We start from the raw sequence: 21786 nt of genomic DNA on the forward strand, positions 1-21786 counted from the left end.
GTTGCTATTTTTCCGTAGCAAGTTGTATCACTGACTCAGTATCGTGCAGAGCTGAACGTCACTGCCATCCTGCATTCTGAATGGCAGCATTACATCTCTGACATCACGCCAGGCGTGTAATCATTTCAACCGGATTAGCCAGAGTATCGTGGATTGGCGAATTCTTTTGCATTTCGCTGACCAGCGCTTCTAACTCCTCGCGACTGGCGGTCTTGCTCGTAAGGTGAACATCGACGCGAATAGATTTCGCACCTTTACGCACGTTGCTGTCCAGCCCAAGGAAGCCGTTGAGGTTGATATCGAAATTAAGATCCAGCTCGATACCGTCCAGGTCGATCCCTTTTTCAGCAGCCATCATGGTGAGGGTGGCGGTATAACAGCCAGCCAGCGCCTGCATGATGTATTCAGTCGGGCTCATGCCGGTATCGGTGCCGAGTAAACCTGCGGGTTCATCACCGATATTAGAAAATTTCCCCACGCGGCTGGTATCGATAACGCCGTTCTGGATTGTGGCGCCGGTCTCTGTGCGAACGGTTAATCCGCCGCTGGAACGGGCTTTCATCTGGAAAGTCAGGTTACCCAGGCCAGGCTGGCTGCGAACTGCTTCACGGGTATTGTGGATCGCAGCTGCGTCTGCAGAAGGTTTAACGGTAGTAGACATAATGGCTCCTGTAATTTCTTGATAAAAGTTATAGCTGGTGTAATCAGTGCCAACCATCTAGTTGGTAGATTAATATCGCGAACCTCTTTTGTCTACTCTTTTATAAAAAATAGGGGGAAAAGAACCCAGAAGGCTGTTTTATTTCATAATAACCATTTGATTTTTTTATAATCTTCCCAGCCGCTCACTCTTGCAGCAATCCAGCCTTTACCCGAAGGATAGTCTGGCGGGTGGTATTAAATTCCCGGGCAATAGCACTGATACTGATGCCAGCATTTAGGCGCTCTGTCACTGTTTGCTTTTGTTCCTCGCTCAGGATGGGAGGGCGACCGAAGCGTTTTCCAGCCGCTTTTGCCCTCGCAATACCTGAATGCGTTCGCTCAAGCAGCAAATCCCGCTCAAACTCCGCTACAGCAGAAATTACCTGCATAGTCATTTTTCCGGCCGGACTGGTCAAGTCAAGGGGTTTGAGGGCCATTGATGTAAAAAACCACGCTAAGAGCTTTCAGATTGCGGATATTTCCCCATATACCCACTTCTTATAAACCCCATTAGGCATTGACCCAATTCCATTGGTAATTGGCTGGCAGGCTACTCACCCTGCCATGAAAGTGTCCTTATACTGGCATAGTCACAGGTTTCTGGCTCATCTGGATGAATAAAATCACCCGATTGAACTCTATCAGGCCTCATAACTCACTTTGTTATCTGCTCGTTAGGACGCTTTCTCAGACAGTAAGGAAGTCAGAGTCTGACACTCACTATAAGCTGATTTCAGTATCTTCAGGAGCTTCACAATAATGTTAAATATGCATCGGCAAGTCCTGATACTTGCGGGTTCTCAGGCCCTTTTCCAGTCAATATCGGTTCTGATAATGACCATCGGTGGGCTGGCCGGCGCACTATTAACGCCCAGTCTTTCGTTGATCACTGTCCCGCTCTCAATGGCGAGTCTCGGAACGGTGTTAGTCATGTTTCCTGCGTCTTTATGGATGAGCCGGGCAGGTAGAAAAATAGGCTTCATCACCGGCGCTCTGTGTGGAATAGTTGCGGCAGTCATTTCCATGATCGCAATGTTCCATCATTCATTCATTCTGCTATGTCTCGGGATGTTCTTTCTGGGGATCTTTCAGGCTTTTGCGCAGTTTTATCGCTTTGCGGCGGGAGAAGTAGCACTCCCGGCATTTCGTACTAAAGCTATTTCGCTTGTACTGGCCGGCGGCGTTGTGGCAGCCCTGTTAGGACCGTTTCTGGCCAGTCGCGGCAGTGTATTGTTCAGTGTGCCCTATGTAGGCTCATTCCTCTTTATGGGCATACTGGCCTCGCTGGGCCTGTTGTTATTGTCACGTTTGCAGATACCGGTCCAGCCTGGTGAACCTTCCGGGCAAGTGCCGGCAAGGCCGTGGAAAAAAGTAGTTTCTCAGCCTGCGTATCTTGTCGCCCTTTTTTCCGGCGCATCCGGATTTGGAATAATGGTTCTGGGCCTGACGGCAACGCCCATTGCAATGAAGCATTACGGTTTTGACTTGTCACAAATCGCCGTCGTGATCCAACTCCACATACTGGGCCGTTTCGTACCGTCGTTTTTCACGGGAAAACTGATCGACCGGTTCGGTGTCATTAACATTAAGCTGACGGGCGTTCTTCTCATGCTTGCCTACATTGCTCTGGCTGTTTCGGGCGTTACGTGGGGGATATTTGCCATTGCATTAGTCCTGATGGGGATAGGGTGGAATTTTCTCTACATCGGCGGAACCAGCCTGCTGGCAACAACTTACACCACGGGAGAAAGGGGGATTGCACAGGCGGCAAATGACATGAGCGTCTTTATCTTCAGCCTTCTTTGTTCTCTGGGAGCTGGCCCGCTGCTCAATGCTTATGGTTGGAAAACCATGCACCTTCTTTTAGTGCCCTGGGTGCTTGGCCTTGCGGTACCCCTGCTTTGGCTGGCTTTGTGTAAAAAACGTCACGCTATAACAGAGGAAGAGGTCACTTTGCCGTTGCCGTAAGGCGGGATACCTGATCTTATGAAGAAATACACAGGAAAAAATAATTTTTTATTGGCCCGCTCCCATCGAAATTTGACTTTACGCCCCCTCACGGGATTGAGTGTTTAGTTGCTAGTTTTTAGGTCACTCTGTGACCCTTTCGACAAATAAATCCCAAGGACTGAACATGAAAAATGCACTGATCGTTATCGATATCCAGAATGATTATTTCCCAGGTGGTTCCTTTCCACTTGAGGCGCCTGAAACAGCCTGTAAAGGTGCAGTTAACGCGATTGAAAAAGCGCGTGAGGAAGGCTGGTTGATCGTCGGTATTCAGCATATCGCAACAGCCGATGCACCATTCTTCAGGCCTGACAGTGAGGGTGCGAAAATTCATCCGGATGTTGTCGCTGCGCTGGGAGATGCGCCGGTTATCATTAAGAAAGAGGCAGACAGCTTCTTAGAAACCGGTCTTGAGCAGCTGCTACGTGACAACGGCATTACTGATATTTATCTTACCGGCATGATGACGCAACACTGTGTCACGCATACGGCGCTTTCCCCGCAGGGACTGGGGATGAATATGCACATTATTGCTGAAGGGTGCGCTGCGCCAACCAAAGCACTGAGCGACCTTGCCCTGTTCGGGCTGAGTGCGCGCTGCAGCGTAAAATAACTCTCTGGTTTGTAAAAATCGCAGGTCTATATATGGGTTGTGTTGTTACCCGATAACACAGCCCTCTCTTTGATAACCCTCCCGGCTTCATCGTGGCTATTTACGGTGTACGACCGCTTATTCATATAAACATCTGCTTAATTTATTAAGGAAAAAATGCTCATCGCCTTATACAGCCTGCTGCCTATTTTCCTGGCCTTTGCGGGCGGACTTAACCTGAAAAAAGTCGTTAAAAATAGTCACCCTTCCTTCTTTGATAAAATTTCAATGCTGTCTCTGTATTTGCTTCTGTTGTTTATGGGGGCCACGGTTGGCGAGATCCCTGATATTAAGGGGCAACTCTCCGTCGCGGGCTTTAATGCTCTGATCATTGCGTCAGGTACATCGGTGGTCACCTTTATTACCCTGGTCGCTGTGGGCAAGCTGAGTGGAGAAAAACGGCTTCTCCGTAATGCTTCACACCTGCAGAACAGTCATTCAGATCTGCTGTCAATTTTTCTTCCCACGCTTACTCAGATAATCACGGCGGCGGCCGGCTTTATACTGGGGTTCAGAGGGTTAATGCCCGACCTGGACGCAGACCGCATTATATCTTTGCTTCTGTATCTGTTGATATTTTCCGTCGCGGTAAAATTATCGTATTCGAATATCAGTATTAAACGCGTGCTGTTAAACAAAGCTAACCTGAGGCTGACGTTGGTCACGATATTATCATCATTTATGGGGGCCGCCCTGGCATCATTGTTTATCAACGTGCCGCTCCATGAGGTTCTTGCGATCGGATCCGGGTTTGGCTGGTATACCCTTTCTGGAACGCTGTTCACCAAAATGGGCAATCCTCTGTTAGGAACCGTGGCTTTCTTAAGCGATCTGTTTCGCGGGATATCTGCGCTGATGCTCATTCCGCTGATTTCGCGGTTCGGTTACAGTAACGCCACCATCGCTATATCCGGTTCAACGGCTCTTGATGTGACGCTGCCAGTTATTGAGAAGTACTGCGGCGCGGATTATGTCCCTTTTGCTGTTCTGATGGGCGGGATCACGACGCTGGTTGTTCCCTTTTTGATCCCTTTTTTCTATTACCTTTGAACAGGCCTTTTGGCAGCGGAGAAAGGACAGTAAGAAAACTTAACCATTGCGATTGACCTGATTTCATCGACTTATGACCTGTGGGCATATCACGGCCTATCCCTTCCTGCTCTTATAGTAAAGCCACTCGCAGCCACCCAGTCGAACGCAGTGGCTGAGCCTCAAAATCTGATGAATCCCTGGAGCAACTAATGAAATTAACGCAAATCCGCAATGCCACTCTCGTGCTGCAATATGCCGGTAAAAAATTCCTTATCGACCCAATGCTGGCAGAAAAGGAAGCCTGGGATGGTTTTGCCGGGAGTGCTCGCCCGCACCTGCGTAATCCCATGGTTGCTTTGCCTGTGCCTGTAGAAGATTTACTGGCTGTTGATGCCGTTATCCTGACCCACACTCATACCGATCACTGGGACGAAGCAGCGCAGCAGGCTGTTCCTAAAGACATGCTTATTTATACGCAGGATGAAAAAGATGCGGCGCTGATCCGTTCTCAGGGCTTTTTTAACATCCGGGTACTGAAAGATGAAAATCATTTTGTTGACGGACTGACGATTTATAAAACTGACGGCCAGCACGGCAGTAACGAACTGTACGCCGATGCCCAATTGGGTGATTTACTGGGTGACGCATGCGGTCTGGTCTTCACGCATCATGATGAAAAAACGCTTTATATCGCCGGTGACACCGTCTGGGTTAAGCCTTATGTAAAAAGCCTTCAGCGCTTCAAGCCGGAGATTGTGGTACTCAATACCGGCTATGCGGTCAACGACCTGTACGGTCCGATCATCATGGGCAAAGAAGATACCTTGCGCACGCTTAAGATGTTGCCGACTGCGACCATCGTGGCGTCTCACATGGAATCAATCAATCATTGCCTCCTTACCCGCGCAGAATTACGCGAGTTCTCACTTGAACACGGTATTGAAGATAAGATTCTTATTCCTGCAGACGGTGAAACAATGGCTTTCTGATAAGCCAATAAGATTGATTCAGGGGAAGAATGTATTCCGACAGGTCACCTGTTATCCTCTGATCAATCGGAATCAGCAATACTGCCGCCGGTGTTCCGGTGGCTATCCTTTACGGTAAGGTTAACGTTATGTCTGCATTGACGGTCGCCGTGATTGCCACGGCCGGATTCAGCCCGTTTCACTTTTCAGTCCCCTGTATTATTTTCGGACAGTCTATGCCGCAGCCGGATTTATTCCGCGTGGAAATTTGTGCTGAAAAACCGGGCGTCGTCCTGTCAGATATTGGCCTGTCAATCAATGTGGAACATGGCCTTGAGTTACTTGACGTCGCAGACATTATTATCGTGCCTTACTGGAATCATCCGGAAGAGCGGCCTTCTCAGGCGTTACTTGATAAGCTGATAAACGCATGGCAGCGCGGCGCAGAAGTGGTGGGGCTTTGCCTGGGAGCTTACGTGCTCGCGTATTCCGGCTTGCTGGATCAGCACCGGGCTGCAACACACTGGGAGTTCGAGCAGGACTTCGTTGAACGATTTCCCGCCGTTCGTCTGGACAGCAACTCGCTGTATACCAGCGATGAACGCCTTATTACCTCTGCCGGCACCGCCGCCGGTATTGACTGCTGTCTTAATATCATCAGGGATCATTACGGTTCAGCGGTTGCAAACCGGGTAGCAAGAAGAATGGTGGTTCCTCCTTACCGGGAAGGCGGTCAGGCACAGTTTATTGAACGCCCGGTCCCTGTATCTACGCGGGACGGAAAAATGAACGAGCTGATGGACTACCTGCGTCGCAATCTGGACAAGCCGCACGACCTCGACTCGCTGGCGGGGTTTGCCAGCATGAGCAGGCGGACACTTACCCGTCATTTTTTTAAGGCAACCGGGACAACGCTGGGTGACTGGCTAAACGCTGAGCGTCTTCAGAGAAGCCAGGAGTTGCTGGAAACTACGGACAGCAGTATTGAAAGCGTGTCTGACATGGCCGGGTTTCAGTCGCCAATCTCTTTCCGCCAGAGTTTTAAGGCGAAATTCAGCGTCAGCCCAAGCGAATGGCGCCGGGCATTTCGCGGTCCTGTACCTGTTGATCACGAAAAGGCCTGAGCGGAAGCTAAGAAATCAGAATAGTTTTAAAAAACTGGCAACCTGATACCGGAATGAAAATTTGTTCCTGAAATGAGTGAACTTGCTCATTCTTTAGCGTCGATTTAAAAAGGATTTAGTGCTACTTTTTTCAAACGATAATAGGTTGCCCGCGAAATCCCCGTTTTGTTCATCACAGCTTCAGCCGTCATTTTTTGACGTATAAATTGCAGGGCAATCACAGATTTGCTATGGGGTTTTCGCCCGAATTTAACACCAGCAGCCATAGCTATTACCCGGCCATCATTGGTACGCTCAAGAATGCGTTCCCGTTCTGCCTCAGCCACGGCGGCCAGAATCTGTATCACCATTTTTCCCATAGTTCCTTCGGTACTGAGGCCGTTTTCCAGAAAACGTATGGCGATCCCCTTTTTATAGCAGGCATCCACAATGTGGATCATATCAGCGGTATTACGGCCCATACGATCCATTTTGGTACACAGGATGACGTCATCCTTTTCTGCCCGTGCCAGCAGCCGCTGCAACCCTTCCCGTGCGTCTGTGGCTCCCGACATCATGTCAGTAAAAATGCGATCGTCCCTGACCCCGGCAGATTTCAGCTCAGAAATTTGCATCGTCAGTTTCTGATGGCTGGTTGATACTCTCGCATATCCCAGTAATGCCATATTGGTCTCACAAATCGATATTGATACTGCGTAGTATCATAAAGCATAAAATACGATTTTTGATACTCATGTTTATACCCATTTAGATAGGTCTCAAAACTTATAATATCTGAGACTGTCAAGAATAGAGCAGATCGCCAGTTTACGAAAGGATGCGCAATGAGTGATGATTTTCTGACCAGAGAACAGACAGAAAACTACGGTCGCTATGTGGCAGAGCCAAATGAGGTTCAACTGGCCCGATATTTTCATCTGGATGAGCGTGACCTTGCTTTTATTAATCAGCGACGGGGAAAACATAACCGTCTGGGGATTGCACTTCAGCTGACTACGGCGCGCTTCCTGGGAACATTTCTTCCTGATCCCCTTCAAATTCCTTCATTCATCCGTTTTTACATTGCGGCACAGTTGAACATCAGCCGACCAGAGATCCTTTCCCGATATGCTGAAAGAGAAAATACCCGCTGGGAGCATCAGGGGCTTATCAAGCTCTATTATGATTATCATGATTTTGGTGATTTCCCCTGGACATTCAGACTGAAGCGTTTGCTCTATACTCGCGCCTGGCTCAGCAATGAGCGCCCAGGTCTGCTGTTTGATTTTGCTACTGCATGGTTGCTGCAAAATAAGATCCTGTTACCCGCAGCCTCGACTCTGACAAGGTTGATTGGCGAAGTACGTGAACGGGCAAGTCGACGATTGTGGCGAAGGCTGGCTTTGTTGCCTGACAGCTGGCAAAAAGCGCAACTGGACGGTTTACTTGAAATACCTGAAGGGCAGCGTATATCGGTGCTGGAGGAGATACGAAAAGGTCCTGTCACTATCAGTGGACCGTCATTTACAGACGCCCTGGAGCGATATACCCGACTGCGTAGCATGGAGTTTTCCCGGCTGAATTTTTCCGGTCTGCCTGCCATCCAGCTGCGAAATTTGGCCCGTTATGCCGGAATGGCTTCGGTGAAATATATTTCAAGAATGCCTGAGGAACGGCGACTGGCCGTGCTTACTGCGTTTGTAAAAGCGCAGGAAATTTCGGCGCTTGACGAGGCCGTTGATGTGCTGGATATGCTTATTCTGGATATCACTCGTTCTGCGAAAAGTATTGGGCAGAAAAAGCGGCTCAGGACCCTGAAAGATCTTGATCGTGCCGCGCTATTACTGGCACGGGCATGCTCGTTATTACTTGATGAGAACACCGATGAAGCAGCTCTGCGGCAGGCTATTTTTCGCCGCATACCAAAGGACAAACTGGCTGAATCCGTCGGTAAGGTAAATGAGCTGGCGCGCCCTCAGGATACTCACTTTCAGGATGAAATGGTGGAACAATATGGACGGGTGAAGCGCTTTCTTTCCGCGATGTTGCGTGACTTACACTTTCAGGCTGCCCCGGCCGGGGAGCACACATTGTCAGCAATCCATTATCTGGCCGAACTGAGTGGCTCAAAAAAGCGAATTCTCGACGATGCACCAGAGCAAATCATTTCCGGCCCCTGGAAACGTCTGGTCTACGACAGAGATGGCAGGATTCTACGAGCGGGTTACTCGTTGTGCCTTCTTGAGCGCCTTCAGGATTCTTTGCGCCGTCGTGATCTCTGGCTGGAGAACAGTGACCGGTGGGGGGACCCGCGTCAAAAATTGCTTCAGGGAGCTGAATGGCAGGCACAACGGATCCCGGTATGTCGGGCGCTGGGTCATCCATCAGACGGAACTAAAGCAGCAGAACAACTGGCTACGCGGCTTGATGACACATGGAAATCAGTGGCTTCACGTTTTGCCTGCAACGCAGCGGTCAGCATAAGCAATGAAGGTAAGCATCCCTCACTGACGATCAGCAGTCTGGATAAACTGGATGAGCCACCGGCACTGATACAATTGAATCATCGGGTAAGAGAACTGATCCCACCCGTTGATCTGACTGAGCTGTTGCTTGAAATAGATGCCCGAACCGGTTTTACCCGCGAATTCAGCCACGTCAGTGAATCAGGTGCACGGGCGCAGGATCTCCAGGTCAGTCTGTGCGCAACATTGCTGGCGGAAGCCTGCAATATAGGGCATGAACCTCTGATAAAGCATAATATTCCCGCGCTTACTCGTCATCGCCTGAGCTGGGTTAAACAAAATTATCTCAGGGCAGAAACGCTGGTTAGCGCTAATGCACGGCTGGTTGATTTTCAGTCCACGCTGCCGCTCGCAGGGTACTGGGGAGGTGGGGAGGTTGCCTCCGCAGATGGTATGCGTTTTGTCACACCGGTTAAAACGGTTAATTCCGGACCAAATCGTAAATACTTTGGTTCAGGACGCGGTATCACCTGGTACAACTTCGTCTCAGATCAGTACTCCGGTTTCCATGGCATTGTCGTTCCCGGTACGCTTCGTGATTCCATCTTTGTACTGGAAGGGCTTCTGGAGCAGCAGACCGGGCTGAATCCGGTAGAAATTATGACGGACACGGCAGGATCCAGCGATATCATTTTTGGCCTGTTCTGGTTACTGGGCTACCAGTTTTCCCCTCGTCTGGCCGATGCAGGTGGGGCGATATTCTGGCGGGCAGATAAAATAGCCCATTATGGTGCCCTGAATGAGCTGGCCCGGGGATGTGTTGAACTTTCAAAAATAGAATCCCAATGGGATGAAATGATGCGAATGGCGGGCTCACTGAAGCTTGGGACCATCCATGCATCAGAGCTTATTCGTTCACTGTTGAGAAGTAGCCGACCATCTGGTCTGGCTCAGGCGATTATGGAAGTGGGCCGGGTCAACAAGACTTTGTATCTTCTCAACTATATCGATGATGAGGATTACCGGCGTCGGATACTCACTCAGCTCAACCGGGGAGAAGGACGCCATGCAGTGGCTCGAGCCATTTGCTACGGACAACGTGGTGAGATTAGAAAACGCTACCGTGAAGGTCAGGAAGATCAACTGGGTGCTCTGGGCCTGGTGACCAATGCGGTTGTGCTGTGGAATACACTTTACATGCAGGAGGCGTTGTCACATCTTCGCAAATCGGGGGAAACACCTGAGGAGGAGCACCTGGCAAGATTGTCGCCGCTGATACATGGCCATATAAATATGCTGGGGCATTATACGTTTTCGTTACCAGACGATATTTTAAAGGGCGAGTTAAGACCATTAAATTTCAATACAAACAATGAATTAACCTCTTAGCGTGGTTTTTTACATCATTGGACCTCGAACCCCGTTGCTTGATCGCATGGAAAATGGTGATGTGCTGATCGTCACCAAACTTGACCGTTTGGGTCGTAATGCGATGGATATCCGAAAAACAGTAGAGCAACTGGCGGTTTCAGATATTCGCGTTCATTGCCTCGCTCTCGGTGGTGTCGACTTGACCAGTCCGGCCGGAAAAATGACTATGCAGGTGATTTCTGCTGTAGCGGAGTTTGAGCGGGATCTGCTGCTTGAGCGTACGCATTCAGGTATTATGAGGGCAAAAGCAGCAGGAAAACGTTTCGGACGTCCTCCCACGCTGAACGAAGAGCAAAAGTTAGCAGCGGTTGAACGTCTTAATGCAGGCTTTAGTGTTAGTGCAGTTGCCCGTGAGTTCAACACGACGCGGCAAACTATCCTCAGGGTAAAAGCGGCAGATCCAAAATGTTAAAATACACCGCCTGCGGAGCAATTAGCCAATGATCCCAAGATACCCATGAATCCCCATGTAAACACCGACACATCCAATAAGAGCACTTGAAAAGTAAGGTGCTTTTTTTGCAATTGTATTAAAACCACTCCAGCGTTTTGCAACCTGGCGAACACTCACAGCTGCGCCTATACCGACAGTTACCAGCGTCAGAGCAAGCCCAATACTGAAGCTGACAACCAGTGTTGCACCTAATGTTAAAGCTTTAAGCTGTATGCAAATGAGTAATACCGTAATTGCCGCAGGACAAGGGATAAGCCCTCCTGTCAGACCAAACAACAGGATCTGTCCGTTTGTAACCTCTTTATCGGTAAAACGGCGCTTGATGTCATTGGCATGTGACAGTTCGTGGGCATCCTGATATTCCTTAGAATTGACATCCAGACCTTCCAGCAAAGAATGGTCATGCTCGTGTTCCTGGAACGAAACATCATAATCATGGACATGACCCCGATGACCTAAAGAAAGACGTACCGCAAAATCATGAGGTTCAGGAATGGGTAATCGGGACTCTAAATAGTCACCCTTATCAACAAAATCAAAAAGCTGTGAAAACTTAGCAGCCTCCCGTGTTGTGATCAGCGATACATCACGGGCTTCCCATTTTCTGCCACTGAGTGTGCGTAATTGCCAGTGCGGTGGTTGGCCTTCTTCGAAAATGGATAATTCAATTTTACCGTGGCCGGTGTCAATCAGGCGTAATTCATTATGATGAAGGTGTTTTTCACTCTCCTGCATTCCTTCCAGCCAATTTTTTTCACCTTTCCACGTTCGCCAGAACATCCAGAGAGCTGTGCTCAGAATGATGACAGCGGAAATCAGCTGTAGCCAGGGTTCGGCAGATTCTGCGGTGAACTTATTGCTAAGATACATCCCACCAAAGGCAATCAACCATACGATCGCAGTATGTGAAAGGGTCGCCGCCAGCCCAAGCATGACAGCCTGCCGGATAGTGCCCCTGATTGCGATGATGAAAGCCGCCATCATGGTTTTTGAATGTCCAGGTTCCAGCCCATGAAGAGCACCGAGTAAAATTGCACTGGGAATAAAAAACCAGGCGTTACCTTGCTGCAAAAGGGTAGTAAATTCGTTCATTATAATAAGTCTTGGTTAGAAATGATGGTTCGGATTCTACTCCCCCCCAGTAAAATATACTACCCCCCAGTAGAATGAGGGTGATACAATTTAGGGAGTTATTTTGGTGAATGAGGTTTCAGAATGTCGCATACGATCCGTGATAAACAAAAAATCATAGCCCGCACAAACAAGATTCAGGGGCAGGTCGTGGCTCTGAAAAAAATGCTGGATGAACCCCATGAATGCGCCTCCGTACTGCAACAGATCGCAGCAATACGTGGGGCAGTGAATGGTTTAATGCGTGAGGTAATAAAAGGGCATCTTACAGAACATATTGTTCATGAAGGTGAGGAAAAAAAACGTGAGGAAGACCTTGAGGTAGTGTTGAAGGTACTGGACTCATACATCAAGTAAAAATCCTCTTTTGAAACACCACCTCTATTTTTCCCTTCTCAAATAAGCCCAAAAGATGGACTGAAATCACGCGTAACTCTTACACGTGATGGAGCAAAGCTGTACAAAAAACAGTCTTAGCGTAGGATATTTTCCGTTTTCCAAGTTGACCCCTAATATCACATAATAAGCTTAAGGTTTGCTACTTGCTACATGTTTATCCATAGGATAGGGGTGGATATGCGGTAGTACGTTTCTTCACTATGTAGGTGACCTGCCATCAGTATTAGATACAACCTTCAGTTAGTAATGTCGGTTGATTTTTCTTCATGTCTCCCGTTTCGCCAGCCTGCTGCAAATTCAGATGGCGTCTGGTAATTCAGCGATGAATGAGGTCTGGACTCGTTATAGTCCTGCCGCCAGTCATTAATGATTTTCCGGGCATGAAGAACATCGCTGAACCAGTGTTCATTCAGGCATTCATCCCGAAAGCGACCATTGAAACTCTCAATAAATCCGTTCTGAGTTGGCTTGCCCGGCTGGATTAAGCGCAACTCAACACCATGTTCAAAGGCCCATTGATCCAGCACGCGGCAGGTAAATTCCGGGCCCTGATCGGTTCTTATCGTCTCAGGATATCCACGAAACAGCGCAATGCTGTCCAGAATACGCGCGACCTGAATACCTGAAATCCCAAAAGCGGCGGTGATCGTCAGACACTCCTTCGTGAAATCATCCACACAGGTCAGGCACTTAATCCGGCGGCAGCTGGCAAGTGCATCCATGACAAAATCCATCGACCATGTCAGATTCGGAGCATCCGGACGAAGAAGCGGAAGCCGTTCAGTCGCCAGACCCTTACGGCGGCGCCTGCGTTTTACACCCAGACCGTTAAGGTGATAGATGCGGTAAACCCGCTTGTGGTTGACGTGAAGGCCCTCCCGGCGCAATAACTGCCAGATGCGCCGGTAACCAAATCGCCTGCGTTCTAGTGCCAGCTCTGTGATGCGTAGAGACAGTTGCGCGTCAGCAGCCGGACGCTGGGCCGAATAACGGCAGGTTGAAAGTGACAGACCGGCCAGCCTGCAGGCACGGCGTTGCGACAGACCCGTTGCCTCACACATGACCTCCACGGCTTCCCGCTTCTGGTCTGTCGTCAGAGCTTTCGGCCCAGAGCCACCTGAAGCGCCTCCTTATCTAGCATGGCTTCAGCCAGCAGCTTCTTGAGACGAGCGTTCTCCTCTTCAAGCGACCTGAGCCGCTTCACTTCGGGAATTTCCATGCCGCCGAACTTCTTGCGCCAGGTATAAAAGGTGGCGTCTGAAATGGCGTGCTTGCGGCAGAGTTCCCGGGCCGAAACCCCGGCTTCTGCCTCGCGGAGAATACTGATGATCTGTTCGTCGGAAAATCGCTTCTTCATGGGAATGTCCTCATGTGGCTTATGAAGACATTACTAACATCGCGGTGTGTTAATCAACGGGGAGCAGGCCACTGCAAGGTTATCGTACACTCAGACCAGGGCAGTCAGTACGGCAGCGACGACTGGCAACGGTTCTGTCGCGCCAATAATCTGGCACCCAGGATGAGCCGGCGTGGCAACTGCTGGGATAATGCGGTGGCCGAATCGTTCTTCAGTTCACTGAAAAAAGAACGGATCAGAAAACGCATCTATAAAACCCGGGATCTGGCCCGGGCCGATATCTTCGATTACATTAAGTCTTCTACAATCGGTCCTTTCGCCACAGTCATCTCGGCGGCGTCAGTCCGGAGGCCTTTAAACAGGCCTAGTCGTGAGGACAGAATTTGTCAACTGTTGTAGGGTCAGTACAGTCTGTGCTCATCGTAATAATCAAGCTCCGTCTCAGGTATTTGCGGGCTTAGTGTAAGAAAAAATAGTATGTAACCTGGAAATCCCTTAATGTGAGAGAACCTTTTATCAGCTGGTCACCTGAAAAACCGATAATACTATTTATGTAACATACCGCCGTTGATACGACATAGCCCTATATATTCATCGATCATTCAGAGACTATTCCCTCCCCTTCTCAAATTTAAATTAAAAATTTAGCTTAAATATGGGTTTTGAAAAAAAAACTGATATTACTGATATGTAACTGTAAAGTTTACGGTTGAATTAGCACTCCCCCCTGTTATTTTTTCAGAAGTTTGAATGTATTTTGCATCAAAATTGAAATTATTAATTCCTTGTAAACTTGCACCGAGATTTAAGGGGGAGTCAAAATTAATTTGCTTATTTTGATATAGCATTGTAATACCAACCCCCTGGGCTGTAGTGTTGGAATCATAATCGTTCAGGGATAATACACTTCCATTTTTAGGTGTTACGCCAGTAAATGTTATTGCAGGGTCTATATCTGAATCGCAGTTCATGGAAATCGTAAAATTATTGCCCCCGGCAGTGCTGCCAACACCTGTAAATTGACTTTTATTTATAGCTCCCATATCTACATTCAATGTAGGATTTAACACTGAGCATGCCTTCACATAAACTGTGAAACTATTAACATTAATGTTAAGTAATTGAATTCCATCAGATGTCCCCCACCTGACGATAGTTCCTGCCGGGACTACACCACCATTTGAAATTTTACCATTTTGATAGAGATGTACATTTAGGCTCCCAATATCTAACCATCGAGGAAATCCATGATTAAACGTACTTACTAAACGAGAATATATCCCACCATCTGTATTTGGATAACGAATGCCGGTTGCAGAGCCTGGAGTATATTGTATATAAAAATATAAGTTATCAATGCCAGTTTCAATAAAACCAGTACCATCAGGGCTAAAGCCAGCTATTGGAGTAAAAGAGCCATTCGTCATTACCAGCGACTCACTATTGGTGCAACGGACAAATACTGTATCTCTTGCTATGCCCATAGCTGATGCGGCTTGTGCTTGAGTCTGGGATGTTTTAATAGCCAAACTCTGGCCTGGATTCAAATTTTGAGGATCCATACTAACTGTAATACTTCCCTCTCTAGCTCCATTTTGCAATGTACAAGTAGCATGGCTGTATGCTGAAATAATGAATAACAATGCACATATATTGCATCTGATAAAAAACATAATATACTCCTTCTACCTAAATAGCTGCGCCGAATACTGCTACACTTATGCCAGCCCATGATTACCTACGGGGAACGGGCTAATGATTTCCATAAAATGGTGAACTTTTTTCAACAACTGCCACATCGAACGGCACTGATGGTTGCGCGTTATCGTGCTGTGAAGCGCCTGCCATAGCCGTTCATGGTTAGAAAATTGAATCATCGTTTTAAATATTTCCTGACCATGAATGTTGCCGCCGGGCGCACAATGATGGTGCCCGGTTGTGGCTCTTATGTTAACAAAATACGGCTTTCGATTCTTTTTTGACCTGAAACCCATTTAACAGTTTGTTACCAGACCATTTCTTAATGCGACAGAACCTTTTCCTGTACTGACTCCAGTATTTTTATTCATCGACATGCAATGGTCTGCACCATAATCCCGCTGTCTTTAATTGGTGTAAGATTGAATCGTGTAATACACCTGCTTCCGTTCCACTGTACCGTCAGCATGGTTGCGTCATCCAGACCGCTCAGATACACCTCGCCGTTTTCGCCCACAATACTCACGTTATCCTGACCGTTCTGCTTCACCAGAGCACCAAACGGCACCGGTTTTCCCTGATACATCAGCGTCAGCAGCGCCCGCTGGCCGGCTTTCGCGTTAAATGTCGCCCGTACCACCGCCCCTCGCGTCGGCACCACGCCAAGCACCGTCTCTTCTATTTCCGTATTCTGTCCCAGCGTCTGCGTATCGATGGCGACACGATTATTCTGATAGGCACTGGCGTAAGGCACCACCGCGTATCCCCGCCAGTCGGTCGACACCCCGGGGTTGTTCTGAATGCTCACGCCAGACGCCCCCGCCGCCTTCACCAGCGTCACCGAGTCGCCCAGCGGCTGGGAAAGGGTGATGCCGTTCTCATGCGCCACAATCCCTCCCTGAATGCCAAAGTTCACCTGGCGGCTATCGCGACTGTAGCTGTAGCCCGTGTTTACCGTCCCGTAGGCACCACGGTAACTCCCGCTCAGGCTCCCGCCCGCATCCTTTTCGTCCCTGTTATAGCTCTGACGCAGCGAGTAGCTGAGCTTATTGTCTGCCAGGGCCGTACCGCTCAGCCCGGCCTGATGGACAACAGGACCGGACTTCTGGCCGGTCAGACCGTAGCTGGCCCAGCTGTTCTTTAGCCACCTGTCCAGCGGAACCTGCATGCTGAACGCAACCTGCTGGTTATTTTTCGCTGTTCCCGGGCTGCTGCTGTGGGTGTAGCCCAGCGAATAGCTGATGCCGTTGAGGCTGGTGTTATAGCCCGTGCTGATGCTGCGCTCATAGCCGCTCTTTCGCCAGTAATCCTGCTGCCAGGCAGAGACGTACACGCTGCCGGCAGAGGCCACCGACTGGCTCAGGTTCAGCTGGTGACGGCTGCGCCTGTTGTAACGCTCTCTGGCGCTTTCGTTCACTTCCTGAAAGGTATAGAAACCCTCCGTGGAGTAACGGTAGCTCGCAAGAGTAATGGTGGTATCCGTTGTTGCCACCGTTTTCGAGTACTGCGCCCGGTAGGACTGCCCGGTATGTCTGCTGCGGGTGACGTCATTCAGCGTGCTGGCCGCATAAGTCACGTCGGTTGATACCGAGCCCAGATCCCCGAGGCTGAATGCGCTTCCCAGCACGCCCGACCGGTAGTTCTCCGCGCCCAGCATACCGGTATAGGCGGTGATGCGGTTCGACAGACCGTAGGCGAGCGTGGCAAGACCAAATCCCGGCGTGACGGCCAGGGCCTGCGTGGTGCGGTATTCGCCGCCGCTGAAGGTGTACTTCAGCCGCCCCTCACGGAGCATCATCGGCACCGAGGAAAATGGCTGAACAAAGCGGCGCTCGCTGCCGTCGGCTTCCGTCACCGTTACATTCAGATCGCCGCTTGACGCCGTCGGATACAGATCCCGGATTTCGAAGCTTCCCGGCGCCACGTAGGTCTGATAAACGGTAAAACCGTTTTGCTCCACGGTGACCCTTGCGTTGCTCTGTGCAATACCCCTGATCACCGGCGCATAGCCGCGCAGGCTGTCGGGCAGCATCGCGTCGTCAGAATAAATCTGCACGCCCCTGAATAACACGCTGTCAAAAATATCGCCCGGCGTACTTGTTTCACCGAGCTCAAGCTGCCCCCTGAGAAACTGCAGGTCGCGGCTCAGGGTGGTGCTGACGGATGAGAATTTCCGTGCGTCGCTGGAGCCCGTGCTGTAGTTACGCAGGCGCCACGGGCCAAGATTGAGGCCACTCTGCAGGTTCACGTAAAGCTGCTCCTGACTGTCACCGCTCTTGTGGCTGTTTCGGGAGCCGCTTACGCTGTAGCTGAGAAGAGCGGCGGGGATCCCCTGGTCCCAGCGGGACGGATCGACGGAGCCGCGGGCCTGTACCTCAAGCGCCGCCTGTGGCACAGAAAGATCAAGCCGCTGCTGGTCAAAATCCAGCCGGGCGGTCGCATCGGGGATAAACGCGCCCGGGTCGTTGATGATCGTCCCCGGAGGCAGGGATGCCAGCGCCGGGAACGCGTCAACGCGAACGCCCAGCTCCCGCAGCATTTCAGGGGTCAGCTCCGGGGACAGGCCGCGCCCCTGTAGCGCCACGAAGTTGATACTGGCGGTGCGTATCCGCTCCCCGTTCAGCCAGATATCGACCCTGTAGGTGCCCGGCAGCTGCTCCCCCTCTTCAAAACGGCTGAGGTCAATACTGTCTGCCGCCTCCCCCGTTCGCTCCAGGGCATCGGCCATAAAGTACAGCGACTGCGCCTGGACACTGGCGCTGAGCGGCAGCAGCACGGCAAGCAGCGGCAGGGGCGATACGTAACCGTGAGGGCCCGATGGGCGGGCAAACTTCCGGGAGCGGCTGGTGTACAATACTGGCTTGTTCTTGTGAGATTTCATTGAATAACGGTTCCGGTTGTTACTGACGCATTTCGTCGGTAATCCCGCCAAAATCATTAACCGCACGCCAGGTGACGGCGCCACCGGAACTGCTGACCGATACGTTGCCAAAAGGCGGAACCATCGGCGGGGTTTTAATGGCCTGTGAACCCGCTTTCAGGGAAAACAATGAAACGTAGTAGGGCGTGGGGTTGGTAATGGTGAGCTGTCCGCCGCCGTGGCTGAACGACAGTTTTTTCCACGCGTCTGCGACGGCGTCCGTATTCAGCGCCGCCGGGCGATAAAAGAGTTTAATCTTGCTCTTTACGGCAATCAGGAGACGATTCTGATCCGATTTTTCGATTGCGGGAATCGATTTGACGTTCAGCCAGTAAACGGATTCACGGTCATCCGGCAGTGCAGACTTGCCGGTAAAGACCACCCTGAGGGTGTTTTCACGTCCTGCATCAAGGCGGAAAAGAGGAGGCGTGACGATAAACGGCGCTTTGTCCGTCGCGCTGCCGTCAACCTCGACCCATGACTGAATGAGGTGCGGAACCCCCTGCTGACCGTTGGAGACAGAAATGGCCGCCTCACGTTTTGACGCATCATAAATCAGACGCGTTCCGCCCAGCGTCACGCTGGCCTTGGCAGGTGCTATGCAGGCAAACGCCAGCAGAAAAGCAATGAACTTTATTCCGTTCACGGTAGGCCCCTTCGAGTACGATAAAAACGAGCGCACCAGAGGTGCGCCCCATAAGTTACTGATATACAATAGTGAAGTCAGAGGTGGCATTTGCGGTGCCGGCAGTCACCGCCGCCTGAGTGGCCTGATATTTCGCCACGAACGTCATCACGTTGCGGTTCGTATCCCCGGTATTTACCAGCGTCATTTGTGCCGACGGGGTGCTCAGCGGAATGGCTGTCACGCCGTCTTCCTCAAACAACGCCACGCCCACCCCCTGGGCGGTTTGTCCGCTGTTCAGCGCCAGAATGTTGCTATTCGTGGCGTTAGCCGTCCCGTCAAACTTCACGGATGCGGACGTAACGGTATCGGGACAGTTCTCCAGAACAATGTCAAAACGGGTAGCGGAGGCGACATCACCCGCTGCTTTGAACACAGAGCGCTGAAGATTGCCCAGGTTGACGGTCTGTGACGCAGAGATGGTATTTACGGTACAGGCGGAGTCAAGAATGGAGCCGGTGAAATTAATTGTGCCGTCAGCGGCGCTGGCGGTAAAAGGCACGCTGCAGATAACGGCAGCAGCCAGCAGTGAGCGCACTAACACCCCTGATTTAATTTTTGGTTGCATGTGGATCCTCTGATATATATTAAAATTAATTTAAAAAAATATGTGGCGGAAATACTCCGGACTGGAAAAATAGTGAGATACCTGCCACGTAAAAGTAAAACTGCGATGATGTTGAGTTAAGCCCTCCCGAGACTTACTAGAAATTAAGAATGCTAATATGAACCGAAATTCACCTTATTTAAAAATACCTTCGGCGTGTCGTTGAGGGAATGATAGTCCGGCCCCAAATGAACGTCAATAACGATCAGTAATGCTTAATTGATCGTTATAATCTATTTAACGAGTTGTGTAGTGCGTTGCGGCAGGTGATCATGTTAAAGCAATCGACCTATAACCGAATGATATTAAATGATTTTAATTCAATTAATCCGTAACCGTAGCATTAACGCAACATATAGACAACAGGCATGGCAATTGATTTCATCTTAACTCCAGACATTTCAATACATTAAATTACTTTTTTATACCCATTAGGAGATTTACAGCTCCGTAAGCAAGGCCTGCTCTGGTACCGGGAGCGGCCCGGAAATAAATAACATTTTATTTGGAACGTAAGCGTACAGCGTAAACCGTCTGGTCATAATCTGAAGCATCCGACAAAGTGGTGTCCACCAAATAATTAGCTTTTTCCGGGCTGTGATAACATATCCTGGTCATCTTTCAGAGCCAGGGCTGATGAAGAAGAAGAAAAGTACACCCCACGATGCCACGTTCAGGCAGTTCCTGACGCAACCGGATGTTGCGCGGGATTTTATGGAGTTGCATTTGCCCGCAGAACTGCGCGCAGTCTGCGATCTCAGCACGCTGAAGCTGGAATCCGGCTCGTTCGTTGAGGATGATCTACGCCAGTATTTCAGCGACGTTCTCTACAGCCTGAAAACCACAGCAGGTGACGGGTACATACATGTCCTCGTGGAACACCAGTCAACGCCGGACAAACATATGGCTTTCCGCCTGATACGCTATGCGGTGGCCGCCATGCAGCGCCACCTGGAGGCAGGGCATAAAAAGTTGCCACTGGTGATACCGGTGCTGTTCTATACGGGTAAGCGCAGCCCGTATCCGTACTCTACCCGCTGGCTGGATGAATTTGACGATCCCGGGCTGGCAGGCAAACTATACAGCAGCGCTTTCCCGCTGGTTGACGTTACGGTCATTCCTGATGATGAAATCGCCGGGCATCGCAGCATGGCTGCCCTGACCTTACTGCAGAAACATATTCACCAGCGCGACCTGGCAGAACTGGTTGACCGGCTGGCGCCCATTTTGCTGGCCGGATATCTGTCTTCATCGCAGGTGATATCGCTGGTACACTATATAGTGCAGGCAGGCGAAACATCGGACGCCGAAGCCTTTGTACGCGAACTGGCACAGCGTGTGCCGCAACACGGAGACGCACTTATGACCATCGCACAACAACTCGAACAGAAGGGTATTGAGAAAGGTATCCAGCTTGGAAAACAGGAAGGTCGTTCAGAAGGGGAGCGCGAAGCGACTTTGAAAATAGCCCGTACCATGCTCCAGAACGGCATTGACCGCAATACCGTCATGAAAATGACCGGTCTGACCGAAGACGACCTGGCGCAGATCCGCCACTAATCACCCTTGCCTGGCACTCCCTGTCTGGCCATCAGCGAATACTGGTGGGGCAGGGAGGCACCAGACTCAGGCTCTGCCTTCCAGCCACAGCGATTTAACAGCTTCATTACCCCCGCTACGTTCCCAGTCAGACGCGCTGTCAGCGGATTTATTTGTCGGCCGCTGTCGTCAAAAGCGACATCGAGGTTGGCCCGAGAGAGATAAATGCCGTTCACGCCCGCACTGAGCGCCACAGCATTCCGGCCGGACCATTCCCGATCGCTCAGCAGACGGTAATTCCAGTGCATATCTTTCGCTGTTTCCAGCGCATAGGTCAACCGGAACAGATCGTTCTGTTCAGTCAACTCGCCGGTGCAGGAGCGCCAGAGGTAATTCAGCTTGCTGGCCAGCTTCGCGCTGACGCCCAGCTGGCGTCCCTGTTTCAGAAGCCACTCGATATCGGGGGCAACATCACGCGAAAACCGGCGTTGCTTCAGCGCAGTCGCAAGCCATCGGGTGAGAAAGAGGTTTTCCTGTGCCGACGAGAGAACGCCACCATCCTGTCTGGCCAGCGCAAGTGCCACCAGGGCGCACCATGCAAGATGGCCCGATTTATCTGTCAGCGTCAAGCAG

General features: G+C 50.4%; 17 protein-coding genes and 4 pseudogenes. 10 read left to right on the forward strand and 11 right to left on the reverse strand.

Translation table 11 applies throughout. The features are described from left to right. Window positions 1-103: 103 nt before the first annotated feature. The gene (locus RY075_RS24595; protein ID WP_000108589.1) at window positions 104-661 is read right to left on the reverse strand and encodes an OsmC family protein; all 558 of its coding nucleotides are present in this window, start codon (window positions 659-661) and stop codon (window positions 104-106) included. 184 nt (window positions 662-845) lie between these two features. Further along, window positions 846-1139, reverse strand: a pseudogene (locus tag RY075_RS24600) (helix-turn-helix domain-containing protein); the annotation flags it as partial. Window positions 1140-1461: 322 nt separating this feature from the next. On the opposite strand from RY075_RS24600, the gene RY075_RS24605 reads away from it, so the two are divergent. The 5 genes from RY075_RS24605 to RY075_RS24625 all read left to right on the forward strand — a co-directional run bounded on the left by RY075_RS24605 (window position 1462) and on the right by RY075_RS24625 (window position 6488). Continuing rightward, complete coding sequence (locus RY075_RS24605; RefSeq protein WP_053884015.1) at window positions 1462-2670, forward strand: MFS transporter; 1209 nt, start codon at window positions 1462-1464, stop codon at window positions 2668-2670. 130 nt (window positions 2671-2800) lie between these two features. Then, on the forward strand, window positions 2801-3325 hold the full coding sequence (locus RY075_RS24610) for an isochorismatase family protein (RefSeq protein ID WP_249275502.1): 525 nt from the start codon (window positions 2801-2803) through the stop codon (window positions 3323-3325). A gap of 156 nt (window positions 3326-3481) precedes the next feature. Beyond that, complete coding sequence (locus RY075_RS24615) at window positions 3482-4414, forward strand: lysine exporter LysO family protein (protein WP_015060467.1); 933 nt, start codon at window positions 3482-3484, stop codon at window positions 4412-4414. A 191-nt stretch (window positions 4415-4605) separates the two neighbouring features. Further along, window positions 4606-5385: an MBL fold metallo-hydrolase gene (locus tag RY075_RS24620; RefSeq protein WP_015060466.1), complete on the forward strand. Its 780-nt coding sequence runs from the start codon at window positions 4606-4608 to the stop codon at window positions 5383-5385. A gap of 128 nt (window positions 5386-5513) precedes the next feature. Next, window positions 5514-6488: a helix-turn-helix domain-containing protein gene (locus tag RY075_RS24625; RefSeq protein ID WP_015060465.1), complete on the forward strand. Its 975-nt coding sequence runs from the start codon at window positions 5514-5516 to the stop codon at window positions 6486-6488. A 104-nt stretch (window positions 6489-6592) separates the two neighbouring features. On the opposite strand, the gene RY075_RS24630 is transcribed toward RY075_RS24625, so the two are convergent. After that, window positions 6593-7153 (reverse strand): recombinase family protein, encoded by a 561-nt coding sequence (locus RY075_RS24630; protein ID WP_187493970.1) that lies wholly within the window; start codon window positions 7151-7153, stop codon window positions 6593-6595. Between the two features lie 159 nt (window positions 7154-7312). Between RY075_RS24630 and RY075_RS24635 the strand changes: the two genes are divergently transcribed. Both RY075_RS24635 and RY075_RS24640 read left to right on the forward strand, forming a co-directional pair. Then, window positions 7313-10321, forward strand: a complete 3009-nt coding sequence (locus RY075_RS24635; RefSeq protein ID WP_061356475.1) for a Tn3 family transposase — start codon at window positions 7313-7315, stop codon at window positions 10319-10321. 34 nt (window positions 10322-10355) lie between these two features. Beyond that, window positions 10356-10775 (forward strand): annotated as a pseudogene (locus RY075_RS24640) (recombinase family protein); the annotation flags it as partial. 21 nt (window positions 10776-10796) lie between these two features. Here the strand turns inward: RY075_RS24640 and RY075_RS24645 are convergent. Further along, window positions 10797-11909, reverse strand: coding sequence for a nickel/cobalt efflux protein RcnA (locus RY075_RS24645; RefSeq protein WP_338628975.1), 1113 nt, complete (start codon window positions 11907-11909; stop codon window positions 10797-10799). 123 nt (window positions 11910-12032) lie between these two features. On the opposite strand from RY075_RS24645, the gene rcnR reads away from it, so the two are divergent. Continuing rightward, window positions 12033-12305: a Ni(II)/Co(II)-binding transcriptional repressor RcnR gene (gene rcnR / locus RY075_RS24650; RefSeq protein ID WP_338628933.1), complete on the forward strand. Its 273-nt coding sequence runs from the start codon at window positions 12033-12035 to the stop codon at window positions 12303-12305. A gap of 278 nt (window positions 12306-12583) precedes the next feature. On the opposite strand, the gene RY075_RS24655 is transcribed toward rcnR, so the two are convergent. Then, window positions 12584-13704, reverse strand: a protein-coding gene (locus tag RY075_RS24655) for an IS3 family transposase (protein WP_338628935.1) whose coding sequence is annotated in 2 segments (ribosomal slippage) — window positions 12584-13446 and window positions 13446-13704 — 1122 coding nt in all. Because the reading frame shifts where the segments join, the coding sequence is not laid out codon by codon here. 75 nt (window positions 13705-13779) lie between these two features. On the opposite strand from RY075_RS24655, the pseudogene RY075_RS24660 reads away from it, so the two are divergent. Next, window positions 13780-14072, forward strand: a pseudogene (locus tag RY075_RS24660) (IS3 family transposase); the annotation flags it as partial. Window positions 14073-14384: 312 nt separating this feature from the next. Here RY075_RS24660 and RY075_RS24665 read toward each other — a convergent pair. The 5 genes and pseudogenes from RY075_RS24665 to RY075_RS24685 form a co-directional block, all read right to left on the reverse strand. Then, window positions 14385-15377 carry a fimbrial protein gene (locus RY075_RS24665; protein WP_338628937.1) on the reverse strand — a complete coding sequence of 331 codons (993 nt, stop codon included), beginning with the start codon at window positions 15375-15377 and terminating at the stop codon, window positions 14385-14387. A 45-nt stretch (window positions 15378-15422) separates the two neighbouring features. Beyond that, window positions 15423-15566 (reverse strand): annotated as a pseudogene (locus tag RY075_RS24670) (IS630 family transposase); the annotation flags it as partial. 203 nt (window positions 15567-15769) lie between these two features. Then, window positions 15770-18283 carry a fimbria/pilus outer membrane usher protein gene (locus RY075_RS24675; protein WP_338628939.1) on the reverse strand — a complete coding sequence of 838 codons (2514 nt, stop codon included), beginning with the start codon at window positions 18281-18283 and terminating at the stop codon, window positions 15770-15772. Between the two features lie 19 nt (window positions 18284-18302). Beyond that, window positions 18303-18959, reverse strand: a complete 657-nt coding sequence (locus RY075_RS24680; protein WP_338628977.1) for a molecular chaperone — start codon at window positions 18957-18959, stop codon at window positions 18303-18305. 64 nt (window positions 18960-19023) lie between these two features. Further along, window positions 19024-19575, reverse strand: coding sequence for a fimbrial protein (locus RY075_RS24685; RefSeq protein WP_338628941.1), 552 nt, complete (start codon window positions 19573-19575; stop codon window positions 19024-19026). A 675-nt stretch (window positions 19576-20250) separates the two neighbouring features. On the opposite strand from RY075_RS24685, the gene RY075_RS24690 reads away from it, so the two are divergent. Beyond that, complete coding sequence (locus RY075_RS24690; protein WP_338628943.1) at window positions 20251-21174, forward strand: Rpn family recombination-promoting nuclease/putative transposase; 924 nt, start codon at window positions 20251-20253, stop codon at window positions 21172-21174. Here RY075_RS24690 and RY075_RS24695 read toward each other — a convergent pair. After that, window positions 21171-21782, reverse strand: a complete 612-nt coding sequence (locus RY075_RS24695; protein WP_338628945.1) for a DUF2913 family protein — start codon at window positions 21780-21782, stop codon at window positions 21171-21173. The genes RY075_RS24690 and RY075_RS24695 overlap by 4 nt on opposite strands. Between the last annotated feature and the right edge of the window lie 4 nt (window positions 21783-21786).

This window comes from Enterobacter sp. JJBC (assembly GCF_036936505.1).
Classification (GTDB): domain Bacteria; phylum Pseudomonadota; class Gammaproteobacteria; order Enterobacterales; family Enterobacteriaceae; genus Enterobacter; species Enterobacter hormaechei_C.